This window comes from Pseudomonas sp. GD04015 (assembly GCF_029837675.1).
Taxonomy (GTDB): Bacteria; Pseudomonadota; Gammaproteobacteria; order Pseudomonadales; family Pseudomonadaceae; genus Aquipseudomonas; species Aquipseudomonas paralcaligenes.
The window spans coordinates 16062-27309 of sequence record NZ_JAOEEE010000028.1 but is presented as its reverse complement, the minus strand read 5'-3'; the positions used below and the strand labels follow the sequence as shown (position 1 = coordinate 27309).

The window sequence follows — 11248 nt, the reverse complement described above, 5'->3', positions numbered from 1 at the left end:
ACACCGCCCAGCCGCCCCGTACGCCCCCAGCGGACAGCCTGACACTCAGACAGCCAGCTCCAGACTCGCGCGCGGCGGTTCGCGGCGCACGCCAGGCAGGCGCGTGGCCGGTTGCAGGGCGCGCCGGCGCCACTGCCCCGGGGTCTCGCCGGTCCAGCGGCGGAACGCCCGGTTGAAGCTGCTCGGCTCGTTGAAGCCCAGCCGGTAGCACACCTCGTTGACCGAGCAGCGGGCCTGGCGCAGGTAGTCGAAGGCCAGCTGGCGGCGGGTCTCGTCGAGCAGCTCCTTGAAGCTGGTGGCGTGCTTCTGCAGGTGGCGGTGCAGGTTGCGCACGCTCATGCCCAGGGCCTCGGCCACCGCACCCTGCTGCACCTCGCCGAGCGGCAGGCTGCGCACGATCACGTCGCGCACCCGGCCCGGCAGGTCGGGCTGGGCCAGGCGCTGGAGGTACTCGACCATCACCCGGTCCAGGCCGCTGGCGACCTCGCGGTTGCCGGTGCGCAGGGCCAGGCCGAGCGGCTGGGCGACGTAGACGATGGCATTGCACGGCGCATCGAAGCGGATCGGGCAGCCGAGCAGGGCTTCCCAGCGCTGCGGGTCTGCCGGCGCCGGGCGCACCAGTTCCACGGCACTGATGAAGTCCAGCTCGGACCAGCTCTGCCGGGTCAGGCGCACCGCGCAGGCGATCAGCGCCTCGGTGGCGATCTGCTCGGCCTGCACCCCGGGCAGCGGCCGATAGAGCAGCCGGCAGCGGCTGCCCTGGTGGACCAGTTCGAGGTTGGCCGAGGTGGTCACCACCCCGGAGAAGCGCACCACCCGCTGCAGCGCCTCGGCGATGGTGGCGCTGCTCTGGATGGCGAACAGCAGGCCGTGGAAATCGGTGGGGAAGCAGTGCCGCGCCACCCGCAGGCCGAAGCAATCGTCGCCGCTGACCCGGCGCGCGGCGCGCCACAGCCGGCTCATCAGCGCCACCGGGATGCGCCGGTCGCTGTCGTTCAGCCAGGCCGGATCGATGCCCGCCTCGCCCAGCAGCGCGGCGCTGGCGAAGCCCTCGGCCTCCAGCGCGCGGCTGACGGCCAGGGCCCAGGTGGCGATGGTATGCACCTCGGCCACGGGCGCGCCCTCAGAGCAGGCCTTCGGCCCGCAGTGCCCGCTGCACGGCGGGGCGCGCGGCCCACTGCTCGCGCACCCGGGCCACCGCCCGCAGCTCGTCGAACGGCGCGCCGAGGCGCAGCAGCCAGCTGGCGAATACGCCGAGGTAGGCGTCGGCCAGGGTGTAGCGTTCGCCGACCAGCCACTGGCGATCCTGCAGGTGTTTGTCGATGTGTTCGAAGGCCTTGTACAGCTGGCTGCGGGCCTGGGCGCGGATGCCCGGGTGCGCCGCCTCGTCCGCCGAGTAGCGCTCGGGGCGGTTGAGCGGGCGGAAGGCGGCGGTGTGGATTTCCGCCGCCAGGTAGCCCAGCCAGCTCTGGAGCTGCGCCCGCTCGGCGCTGCCGGCCGGGGCGAACAGCGGCGTGCCGGGCGCCTGGTCGGCCAGGTACGGCAGGATGGCGCTGTTCTCGGTGATCAGGGTGCCGTCGTCCAGTTGCAGGGCCGGCACGCGGCCCAGCGGGTTGATGGCGTGGATGGGTGAGTCCGGGGTGCGCAGGGCGACCTTTTCGACCTGGATCGGCAGGTCCAGCTCGTGCACGGCGATGTGCGAGGCCAGCGAGCAGGCGCCCGGGGCGATGTACAGGGTGGTCATGGTGGCTCCTCGTGAAGAAAAGTGATGCCGCAATCAACGGCTGCACGTACTCGTAGGGTGCGCCGTGCGCACCGGGGGCCGTGCACCGGCCTGTCGGGGCGCGGCCGTAGCCCGGATGAAATCCGGGGATGCGGTTTCTGGCCGATTACCGAGTGTTCGGACACTTCTGGTTTCGCCCCCTCCGGGCGACTCACTTTTCTTTGTTTGCGCAAAGAAAAGTAAGCAAAAGAAAGCGCCCCCCGGCATCCGGGTCCGGGCTACGCCCGGACTTCCCTCCCTCCGGTTCCGCTCCGGGGGCACGGCATACACGGGCCGTCCATGGCCCGTTATGCCTCTCGCCGCGTCCCTGCGGCTCGTCCCCCTGCGCAACACCTCCACTCGGCCTCCTGACGGGGACTCCGGCTCCGCGTTGCTTGGTGGTTTCTTTCTGCCGCTGCGCGGACTTGGGTTCCTGTTTCTTTCCAACTACTGAATAAAAAAAGGACCGTCCCCCTGCCTGGTAAGAACGGTCCTCGAGAAAGGGTCTAGCGGGCGGTGATCACCGCGAGTTTGGTGATGCCGGCGCGTTCGATGCTGGCCATGGCCTTGGCCACCACGCCGTAGTCCACGGTGTCGTCGGCCTGCAGCTGTACCTTGATCTCGGCGTCCTTGGCCTTGGCTTCGGCCAGGCTGCTCTCCAGCAGTTCGGGCTGGATCTCGTCCTTGTTGATGTACAGCTTGCCGTCGCCGTCGATGCTCACCACCAGCGGGTCCTTCTGGTCCGCCGGGGCCACGGCCTCGGTCTTCGGCAGGTTGATCGGGATGGAGTTGGTCAGCAGCGGCGCGGTGACGATGAACACCACCAGCAGCACCAGCATGACGTCCACCAGCGGGGTGACGTTGATCTCGGAGAGGACTTCGTCGCTGTCCTGGGTGGAGAAGGCCATGTCAGACGGCCTCCTTCACGTTCTGCGGCTGCTGCGGCTTGCGCGCGCCGGGGTGGCTGATGACCTTGAACGCGCTCTTCTGCGCCAGGCTGTAGAAGTCGTGGGCGAAGTCGTCGAGGTCGGCGGCGGTCAGCTTGAGGCGGCGCAGGAAGTAGTTGTAGACCAGCACCGCCGGCACGGCGACGGCGATGCCCACGCCGGTGGCGACCAGCGCCGCGCCGATGGGGCCGGCCACGGTTTCCAGGCTGGCGTTGCCCGCCGCGCTGATGCCTTTGAGCGCTTCCATGATGCCCCACACGGTGCCGAACAGGCCGATGAAGGGCGAGGTCGAGCCGATCGAGGCGAGCACCGCCAGGCCGGACTCCAGGGAGCGGCGCTCGCGCTGGATCTGCTGACGCAGGGAGCGCTCCAGGCGGTCCTGGTGGTTGATCGACTGGGCCAGGTCATGGGCGTGGCCGTCCTGCACCTGGATGGCGGCGAAGCCGGCCTGGGCCAGGCGGGCGACCGCGCCGCTCTGCTGCTGGCCCTGCTCGGCGGCCGATTCCAGGCTGGTGGCGGCCCAGAACTGCTTGTGGAAGCGGCGGTCCTGGTAGCGCTGGCGGGCGAACTGGATGCCCTTGATCAGGGCCAGGCCCCAGGTGATGACGGAGAAGCCGATCAGCAGCCAGATGACGCTGTGTTCGACCGATTGGAAGGGGGAGTCGGTAAGCAGGTTCATGTCGCGTTCCTCGTGGATCGTATTGCAGTCTGTTCAGGTGCGGCGCCGGCGGGCGCCGCTTCGGTCGGTCGGTTCAAGCGGCTGTTAATTCAAACGAAAGTCCAGCGGTACGGTCACCCAGCCGGCGATGGTCTCGTCGCCGCGCTTGGCGGGCACGAAGCTCCAGCGCTTGACCGCGCGCACCGCGGCCTCGTCGAGGGCGTCGCGGCCGCTGCTCTTCTGCACCTGGATTTCGCTCGGCTTGCCGTTGGCCTGGACGTGCACCCGCAGCAGCACGGTGCCTTCCCAGCCACGGCGCTGGGCCAGGCTCGGGTATTCCGGCGCCGGGTTCTTCAGGTACGCGGCGTTGGCCGAGGGCGGCGTTTCCACCGGGGCCGGCGGCGGCGGAGTCGGAGCCGGCGGGGTTGGCGGCGTCTCGGCCTTGGGCGGCGCGGGCGGTGGCTCGACCGGCGTGGGCACCGGCTTCGGCTTGGGCTTCGGCGGCTGGGGCTTCGGCTTGGGCGGCGGCTCGGGGGGCGGCGGCTTGACCGCCAGCTCCTCGACCACCGGCGGTGGCGGCGGCTCGATGATCGGCTCGGGCGGTGGCGGCGGAGCGGCGAACTCGATGGTCATCGGCGGTATCTGCACCGGCACTTCCGGCAGCACCGGCTCGGTACGCTGGCTCAGCCAGTAGATGACGGCGCCGTGCAGGGTCAGGGCGAACAACCCCAGCAGCACGGCCTCGCGCCGGCCCAGCACCGGCCGCTGCCGCGACGGGACGTGGCGCTGCAGACCCAGGGCCTGGCGCAGCGAGACACCGAGGTCGAGGACGTCGGCATCGCGGCGGAACACTTCGCCGATCTGGTCGGCCTTGAGGACATTGCCCATCGGCAAGACTCCCTGATTCATGGCTTTCGCTGGCGAACCGTGCAAAGCCTCGGGGCAGAGCGGTTCGTTCGTGGGAGGCATGATTGGCGAGCCTGCTTATCCCTTAAAGTAATTTTTAATAACTTTTAAATATCTTTAAGGAATATATTACGATTAAGTTATTGAATTTATTGATTATTAAAAATTCGATGCCTTTAAGGCATGGAAAAATTGCCTGATAGGCATAGGCGGCATCCACACCGAAGCAGCGTCTTGCCACTTATCGAGCAATTGAAGGCTTCAGGGTAGATGCGGGTGGCTTCCATCACGATCCAGACAGGCCTGCGGCTTGGCGTGCTTGAAACCATCAGCAGCCCCTCGAACCCGCCTGAACGTTGGATAGATTGGCTTTCGTACGGTGCTTGCCGTTGCTCGGCAGGGTCACGATATCGAATGAGTGCTTGGCGACGTCAGCACCGACAACAATGGTGCTGATGCAAGCTCGTGGCTCAAGATACCGTTCGGATTTGCTGGAGGAGTGCGGAGGAGTGGCAGCGCCAGCCACGAAACAAGCTAGAAAATTAAAGGGTGCGCCATGCGCACCCTCGGACCGACGCGCTCAGCACTGCGATTGCAGGTAGTTCTGCAGGCCGACGCGGTCGATCAGGCCGAGCTGCTGCTCCAGCCAGTAGGCGTGGTCTTCCTCGGTGTCGTTGAGCTGCAGCACCAGGATGTCGCGGCTCATGAAGTCGCCATGCTGCTCGCACAGCTCGATGCCCTTGGCCAGCGCGGCGCGGACTTCGTATTCCAGCTTGAGGTCCGAGCGCAGCATTTCCGGCACGGTGGCGCCGGGGTGGATGGCCTTGGGCGTCATATCGGGGGTGGCTTCGAGGAACAGGATGCGCTGCAGCAATGCGTCGGCGTGCTGGGTCTCCTCCTCCATCTCGTGGTTGATCCGCTCGTAGAGCTTGGTGAAGCCCCAGTCCTGGTACATCCGCGAATGGAGGAAATACTGATCGCGCGCGGCCAGCTCGCCACGCAGCAGATCCCTCAGATAATCGACGACTTCGGTCGCGCCCTTCATGACTCGGCTCCCACAAAAAAGATCACTCAAGGGCGGCAGCTTCGGCTCTTGAACGGCAATGGTCAAGCAGCAAAATGCCGCGCCCGCCGGAGCGATTCGCATTAGCGCAAAGCCGCATGATTGCTGGGCTGCAGGGAATTCTAGCAATAACGAAAATCACTGCGCCCGCGGGCTTTTCCCAAGCGAAAACCGCATGCAAAAAGCCACTCGCAAGAGCGGCTCGGCAGCCTCCCCCAGAGCCGGGAATCCGCGCCTCACTGCCTCAGCCGGTAGCCGGTCTTGAAGATCCAGCTCACCACCAGCACGCAGGCCAGCAGGAAGCCGAGGATCATCCCGACGCTCAGGCCCAGGTTGACGTCGGCCACACCGAAGAACGCCCAGCGGAACGCGCTGATCAGGTACACCACCGGGTTGAACAGGGTCAGCTTCTGCCACAGCTCCGGCAACATGCTGATCGAGTAGAAGCTGCCGCCGAGGAAGGCCAGCGGCGTGACGATCAGCGCCGGCACGATCTGCAGCTTCTCCCAGCCGTCGGCCCACACGCCGATGATGAAGCCGAACAGGCAGAAGGTGATCGCCGTCAGCACCAGGAACGCCAACGCCCAGAACGGGTGGGCCAGTTCGAAATCGACGAACAGCCGCGAGGTGGCGAAGATGATCAGGCCGAGCACCACCGACTTGGTGGCCGCCGCGCCGACGTAGCCGACCAGGATCTCGAAGAACGACACCGGCGCCGACAGCAACTCGTAGATGGTGCCCGAGTACTTCGGCATGTAGATGCCGAACGAGGCGTTGCCGATGCTTTCGGTGAGCAGCGCCAGCATGATCAGGCCAGGCACGATGAAGGCGCCGTAGCTCACGCCGTGCACCTCGGTCATGCTCGAACCGATGGCCGAGCCGAACACCACGAAGTACAGCGAGGTGCTGATCACCGGGGTGGCGATGCTCTGCAGCAGGGTGCGCCAGGTGCGGTGCAGCTCGAACAGGTAGATGGATTTGATGGCTTGCAGGTTCATGCGCGCTCCTTTTCGTGGACCAGGCTGACGAAGATGTCTTCCAGCGAGCTTTCGCTGGACTGCAGGTCCTTGAAGTCGAGGCCGTGCTGGGCCATGTCCTTGAGCAGCTCGGCGATGCCGGTGTGCTCGCGCTGGGCGTCGAAGGTGAACACCAGCGCGTGGCCCTCGTCGGCCAGCTCCAGGCCGTAGTGCGCCAGCTCGGCCGGCACGTCGGCCAGCGGGTGCTTGAGCTGCACGGTGAGCTGCTTCTTGCCGAGCTTGTGCATCAGCGCGTCCTTGTCCTCCACCAGGATGATCTCGCCCTTGCGGATCACCCCGATGCGGTCGGCCATCTCTTCGGCCTCCTCGATGTAGTGGGTGGTGAGGATGATGGTCACGCCGCGCTCGCGCAGGCGCCGCACCATGTTCCACATGTCGCGGCGCAGCTCCACGTCGACCCCGGCAGTAGGCTCGTCGAGGAACAGGATCGACGGCTCGTGGGAGAGCGCCTTGGCGATCATCACCCGCCGCTTCATGCCGCCGGAGAGTTCGAAGATCTTGGCTTCGCGCTTGTCCCACAGCGACAGGTCCTTGAGCAGCCGCTCCAGGTACTCCGGGTCCGGCTTCTTGCCGAACAGGCCACGGCTGAACTTGACGGTCGCCCAGACCGTCTCGAACACGTCGTTGACCAGCTCCTGGGGCACCAGGCCGATGGCCGCGCGCGCCGCGCGGTACTCGGCCTTGATGTCGTGGCCGGCGACGCGCACCTTGCCCTCGCCCGGGTTGACGATGCCGCAGATGATGCTGATCAGGGTGGTCTTGCCGGCCCCGTTGGGGCCCAGCAGGGCGAAGATCTCGCCCTTGCGGATGTCCAGGTTGATGTTGTTCAGCGCCGGATGGCCGGACTTGTAGGTCTTGCTCAGGTTCTCGACGGAAATCACCGATTCCACGGTTACTCCTTAGCCAGGCGGTATAAAGCAAAGGCGCGATTGTACGCCGATCAGCTCTCCTCCACCCGCATGCGTAGCTGTTGCAGACCCTGCTCGAAGTCGCCGCCGACCCGCCCATCCACATCGCACACCAGCGAGATGGCCTTGCCGATGAAGCCGTTGTTCCCGGTCATGCTCCAGCTCACCCGGGTGCCGGCGCCCTCCGGGGTGAAGCGGAACTCGGCCAGGCTGGTAGCGCGAAACGGCTCGATGAACTCCAGCAGCACCTGCACCCGCTCGCCCGGCACGCTGTCGACGATGGTCGCGCTGCCGACACCCACGTCCTTGTTGCCCATCCAGCGCTGGATGGCGCCGACGCCCCGCTCCGGGCCCTCGTAGTCCACCTTCATCGCCGGGTCGCGCCTGGCCCAGGGCGACCAGTGCGGCCACTGATGAAAATCCTCGATCTGCGCCTGCAGCGCGGCGGGCGGCGCCTGGATCAGCGCCGAACGCTCGACGCGGAACTGAGCCGGGCGCGTGGCGATAAACACGACCAGCCCGGCGACCAGCAGGACAACGACGATCAGAATGCTCATGCTTGCCTTCCTTGCGATATGGGCGGAAGGACCATCCACGGACGGCCCTTGTCGGACTCAGGGCTGCAGTTCGAACAACGCCTGGCCGCTCTCCGGATCGAAGGGTGCGGAGAAGTGGTCATGCACGATGCGCCACTGGCCGCCGATCCGCCGGTAGCCCTGGGTCACGCGCATCCAGCAGTTGTGCGTATTGCCCTCGTTGTCGGTGCCGCCGCAGTGGCAGAGGAAATGGCCAAAGCCGACATCGCCCTCGCCCCACTGCTGCAGTTGGTGTACCTCGAAGGTCATCGGTCCCTGGCACATCTCCAGGCAGTTTTTCCAGTGCGCCTTGTAGACCTCGCGGCCCTTGAACTGCAGTTGCAGGATGGCATCGAAGGCGACCAGATCATCGGCGTAGTGGCCGAGGATGGCGTCGACGTCGCGGGCCTGGTTGGCCGCTTCCCAGCTGTCGGTCAGGGCTTTCAGTTCGCTGTTTGCAGTGCTCATGAATTCTCTCCTCGTTTAGAAGCTGTTTGCGATCTTTTGAGCTAGAGCCAGGCAAGGCGAAATTGGACGAGGGCGCGGAGTTTACAAACAGTAAATGAGCAGCCCGAGAAGCCGCGTCCCGGTCCGATTTCACCGCAGCATGGCCGACGATCAAGAGATCGCTCTCAGGCGCAGCAGTCGTGTTTGGCAGCAGTCGCGCCGTCGTATTGGTCGTGCAGACGGGTCCAGTTCAGCCCCTTGCCGTCCACATCGGCCATGCCGCCCCAGCCCTCGCCACGGCCGAACGGCGTGAGGTCGAGGTAGTGGTAGGCGTTCATCAGCATGTCCAGGCCACGGGCGTAGGTGGAATAGGTGTGGAACACCTGGGCGCCGTCGCGCAGGAACACGCTGGCGCCGGGCAACTCACCCTTGATCATGTCCAGCTGCCCCATACGCTTTAGCTCGGCCTCATCCTGGTAGTTGTATTCGACCGGCGCCTGGCTGGCGTCGATGGTGACGTGGAAGTCGTAGTTGAAGCGGCTGCCGAACGACGAGTACCAGGGCAGGTTCCAGCCCATGCGCTTCCTGAAGGCTTCCAGCTCGGCCAACGGCGCGTTGGAGACCAGCACCAGGCTGGTGTCGCGGGCATGCAGGTGGGCCAGGTGACCGATGTTGTCGGCCAGGAAGGAGCAGCCCGGACAGCCCTCGCCTTTGTCGCGGTGGAACATGAAGTGATAGACGATCAGCTGGCTGCGCCCGGCGAACAGATCGACCAGGCCGACCTCGCCTTCCGGCCCAGTGAAGCGGTAGTCGGTGTCGATCGCCACCATCGGCAAGGCACGGCGCTGGGCGTTGAGCGCGTCGCGCTGGTGGGTCAGGGCCTTCTCCTGCTCCAGCAGCTGCAAGCGGGCGGCCAGCCATTCTTCGCGGCTGGCGACTTTCGGGTAATCAGGATTCATCTCGATGCCTCTCGGTTCAAACCATGGATGAATGCTTGGCGAGACAGCAGGCCAAAACATGGCCTCAGGCGTGCACGAATAGCCCCCTCTCCCCCAGGGAGAGGGTAGGAAATCTCAGATTTGCAACTCGCGCACCGGCCGCACCTCGACGCTGCCGACCCGCGCGGCGGGGATGCCGCCGGCGATCTGCAGCGCCTCGTTGAGGTCGCGCGCTTCGATCAGGTAGAAGCCGGCGAGCTGCTCCTTGGTCTCGGCGAAGGGACCGTCGGTGATGCTCAGCTTGCCGCCGCGCACGCGCACGGTGGTGGCGGTGGCGACCGGCTCCAGCGGTTCGGCAGCAAGCATGCGGCCGCTCTGCTGCACGGTCTGCGCGTAGTCCAGGCACTCCGCATCGCGCGGGCTGTCCGGCGAGTCGTGCAGGACTTTCTCGTCGCTGTAGATCAGGCACAGGTATTTCATCGCGTTCCTCCCTGGCAGCGGTTTTCGCTGCTGTCACCTACTGGTCGAGCGGCGCCATGGAAATTCGACAGAGCCGCGCAAAAAAACTTCAGGCCCCTGGCAACTCGGCCAGACGGCGCTCGAGAAACAGGCGGTCGGCGCCCTGCTGGCTCAGCTGCAAAGCGCGCTGATAGGCGCTACGTGCCGCGCCCCAGCGGCCCAGGCGGCGGTTGAGGTCGGCGCGTGCGGCGTGGGCTAGGTGGTAGTCGCCCAGCTCGCCGCGTTCGAGTATGGCCTCCACCTGGCGCAGGCCCGCCTCGGCGCCGTCGCGCATGGCCAGGGCCACGGCGCGGTTGAGTTCGATCACCGGCGAGGGCGAGGCGCCCAGCAGCACGTCGTAGAGACCGACGATCTGCGCCCAGTCGGTGGCCTCGACGCTCGGCGCCTCGGCATGCACCGCGGCGATGGCGGCCTGCAGGCAGTAGGGGCCGATCTCGCCGGAGGCGAAGGCGGCCTGGACCTGCGCCTCGCCCTCGGCAATCAGCTGGCGGTCCCACAGGCCGCGATCCTGTTCCTCCAGCAGCACCGGTCGGCCCTCGGCGTCGCTGCGCGCGGCGCGGCGCGACTCCTGCAGCAGCATCAGCGCCAGCAGGCCGCGCACTTCCGCCTCCGGCAGCAGTTCCAGCAGCAGACGGCCGAGGCGGATGGCCTCGGCGCACAGGTGCTGGCGGGTCAGGCTCTCGCCGCTGCTGGCGAAGTAGCCCTCGTTGAACACCAGGTAGACCACCCGCAGCACCGCCTCCAGGCGCTCCGGCAGCTCGCGCCGGCCTGGCACCTCGTAGGGGATGCGCGCGTCGCGGATCTTGTGCTTGGCCCGCACGATGCGCTGGGCGATGGTCGGCGGCGTGGCCAGGAAGGCGCTGGCGATCTCCTCGGTGGTCAGGTCGCAGACCTCGCGCAGGGTCAGCGCCACCTGGGCGTCCGCCGCCAGGGCCGGGTGGCAGCAGGTGAAGACCAGGCGCAGGCGGTCGTCCTGCAGATGCTCGCCGTCCCAGGCCTCGCCGCCGGCCGGCTCGTCCACCTCGTCCAGGGCCTGGAAGCGCGCCTGGCGGCGCAGCTGGTCGATGGCCTTGAAACGCCCGGCGGACACCAGCCAGGCGCGCGGACTCTCCGGCACGCCCTGTTCGGGCCACTGCTCCAGGGCGGCGCGGAAAGCCTCGTGCAGGGCCTCCTCGGCCAGGTCGAAATCGCCCAGCAGGCGGATCAGGGTGGCCAGCACCCGACGGGATTCCTCGCGGTACAGGCGGGCCAGCAGCCCCTCGATGTCGTCGTTCATGGCGTACTCGTGCGACCCTCTGGCGAGCAGGAAAGGTAGGCCCATCGGGGTCGATGCTCCAGCAGGATCGCAGCTGATCGCGGCCTGCGACACGAAATCGACGGGCGGCAAAGGGCCTTCGACACAGAGTGATAGACAGCATCGATCAGACCATCGGCAAGGGCGATTAGACGCCCGCCGCGCAAGGGCCTAGGCTGGGCCCATTCCCTCAT

At 66.7% G+C, this 11248-nt stretch carries 13 protein-coding genes; all 13 read right to left on the bottom strand.

The annotated features are described in order from the left end of the window. Positions 1 to 45: 45 nt before the first annotated feature. The 13 genes from N7640_RS19505 to N7640_RS19445 all read right to left on the bottom strand — a co-directional run bounded on the left by N7640_RS19505 (position 46) and on the right by N7640_RS19445 (position 11036). Complete coding sequence (locus N7640_RS19505; RefSeq protein WP_279905315.1) at positions 46 to 1113, bottom strand: AraC family transcriptional regulator; 1068 nt, start codon at positions 1111 to 1113, stop codon at positions 46 to 48. A 10-nt stretch (positions 1114 to 1123) separates the two neighbouring features. Beyond that, positions 1124 to 1744, bottom strand: coding sequence for a glutathione S-transferase N-terminal domain-containing protein (locus N7640_RS19500; protein WP_279905316.1), 621 nt, complete (start codon positions 1742 to 1744; stop codon positions 1124 to 1126). 524 nt (positions 1745 to 2268) lie between these two features. Beyond that, entirely contained in the window at positions 2269 to 2670 is a 402-nt protein-coding gene (locus tag N7640_RS19495) for a biopolymer transporter ExbD (RefSeq protein ID WP_220811675.1), read from the bottom strand. Between the two features lies 1 nt (position 2671). Further along, a complete protein-coding gene (locus tag N7640_RS19490) occupies positions 2672 to 3388 on the bottom strand; it encodes a MotA/TolQ/ExbB proton channel family protein (protein ID WP_220811673.1) in 717 nt (238 codons plus the stop codon). Between the two features lie 84 nt (positions 3389 to 3472). Beyond that, positions 3473 to 4255: an energy transducer TonB gene (locus N7640_RS19485; RefSeq protein WP_279905317.1), complete on the bottom strand. Its 783-nt coding sequence runs from the start codon at positions 4253 to 4255 to the stop codon at positions 3473 to 3475. Between the two features lie 598 nt (positions 4256 to 4853). Continuing rightward, positions 4854 to 5318, bottom strand: a complete 465-nt coding sequence (bfr, locus tag N7640_RS19480) for a bacterioferritin (protein ID WP_279905318.1) — start codon at positions 5316 to 5318, stop codon at positions 4854 to 4856. Between the two features lie 254 nt (positions 5319 to 5572). After that, positions 5573 to 6334, bottom strand: coding sequence for an ABC transporter permease (locus tag N7640_RS19475; protein ID WP_220811667.1), 762 nt, complete (start codon positions 6332 to 6334; stop codon positions 5573 to 5575). Further along, complete coding sequence (locus N7640_RS19470; protein ID WP_279905320.1) at positions 6331 to 7263, bottom strand: ABC transporter ATP-binding protein; 933 nt, start codon at positions 7261 to 7263, stop codon at positions 6331 to 6333. Before N7640_RS19470 ends, N7640_RS19475 begins: the two co-directional genes overlap by 4 nt. 50 nt (positions 7264 to 7313) lie before the next feature. After that, positions 7314 to 7838: an SRPBCC family protein gene (locus tag N7640_RS19465; RefSeq protein ID WP_279905321.1), complete on the bottom strand. Its 525-nt coding sequence runs from the start codon at positions 7836 to 7838 to the stop codon at positions 7314 to 7316. A 57-nt stretch (positions 7839 to 7895) separates the two neighbouring features. After that, positions 7896 to 8324 carry a nuclear transport factor 2 family protein gene (locus N7640_RS19460; protein ID WP_279905322.1) on the bottom strand — a complete coding sequence of 143 codons (429 nt, stop codon included), beginning with the start codon at positions 8322 to 8324 and terminating at the stop codon, positions 7896 to 7898. A gap of 164 nt (positions 8325 to 8488) precedes the next feature. Beyond that, the gene (locus N7640_RS19455; protein WP_279905323.1) at positions 8489 to 9262 is read right to left on the bottom strand and encodes a DUF899 domain-containing protein; all 774 of its coding nucleotides are present in this window, start codon (positions 9260 to 9262) and stop codon (positions 8489 to 8491) included. Positions 9263 to 9376: 114 nt separating this feature from the next. Then, complete coding sequence (locus tag N7640_RS19450) at positions 9377 to 9721, bottom strand: YciI family protein (protein WP_279905324.1); 345 nt, start codon at positions 9719 to 9721, stop codon at positions 9377 to 9379. Between the two features lie 88 nt (positions 9722 to 9809). Next, entirely contained in the window at positions 9810 to 11036 is a 1227-nt protein-coding gene (locus N7640_RS19445; protein WP_279905325.1) for an RNA polymerase sigma factor, read from the bottom strand. Between the last annotated feature and the right edge of the window lie 212 nt (positions 11037 to 11248).

What these genes read in the sequence shown, in the direction of transcription:
- N7640_RS19500 (WP_279905316.1), bottom strand. Translation starts at nt 1,744, where the DNA reads ATGACCACCCTGTACATCGCCCCGGGCGCCTGCTCGCTGGCCTCGCAC.
- N7640_RS19495 (WP_220811675.1), bottom strand. Translation starts at nt 2,670, where the DNA reads ATGGCCTTCTCCACCCAGGACAGCGACGAAGTCCTCTCCGAGATCAAC.
- N7640_RS19490 (WP_220811673.1), bottom strand. Translation starts at nt 3,388, where the DNA reads ATGAACCTGCTTACCGACTCCCCCTTCCAATCGGTCGAACACAGCGTC.
- N7640_RS19485 (WP_279905317.1), bottom strand. Translation starts at nt 4,255, where the DNA reads ATGGGCAATGTCCTCAAGGCCGACCAGATCGGCGAAGTGTTCCGCCGC.
- bfr (WP_279905318.1), bottom strand. Translation starts at nt 5,318, where the DNA reads ATGAAGGGCGCGACCGAAGTCGTCGATTATCTGAGGGATCTGCTGCGT.
- N7640_RS19475 (WP_220811667.1), bottom strand. Translation starts at nt 6,334, where the DNA reads ATGAACCTGCAAGCCATCAAATCCATCTACCTGTTCGAGCTGCACCGC.
- N7640_RS19465 (WP_279905321.1), bottom strand. Translation starts at nt 7,838, where the DNA reads ATGAGCATTCTGATCGTCGTTGTCCTGCTGGTCGCCGGGCTGGTCGTG.
- N7640_RS19460 (WP_279905322.1), bottom strand. Translation starts at nt 8,324, where the DNA reads ATGAGCACTGCAAACAGCGAACTGAAAGCCCTGACCGACAGCTGGGAA.
- N7640_RS19455 (WP_279905323.1), bottom strand. Translation starts at nt 9,262, where the DNA reads ATGAATCCTGATTACCCGAAAGTCGCCAGCCGCGAAGAATGGCTGGCC.
- N7640_RS19450 (WP_279905324.1), bottom strand. Translation starts at nt 9,721, where the DNA reads ATGAAATACCTGTGCCTGATCTACAGCGACGAGAAAGTCCTGCACGAC.
- N7640_RS19445 (WP_279905325.1), bottom strand. Translation starts at nt 11,036, where the DNA reads ATGAACGACGACATCGAGGGGCTGCTGGCCCGCCTGTACCGCGAGGAA.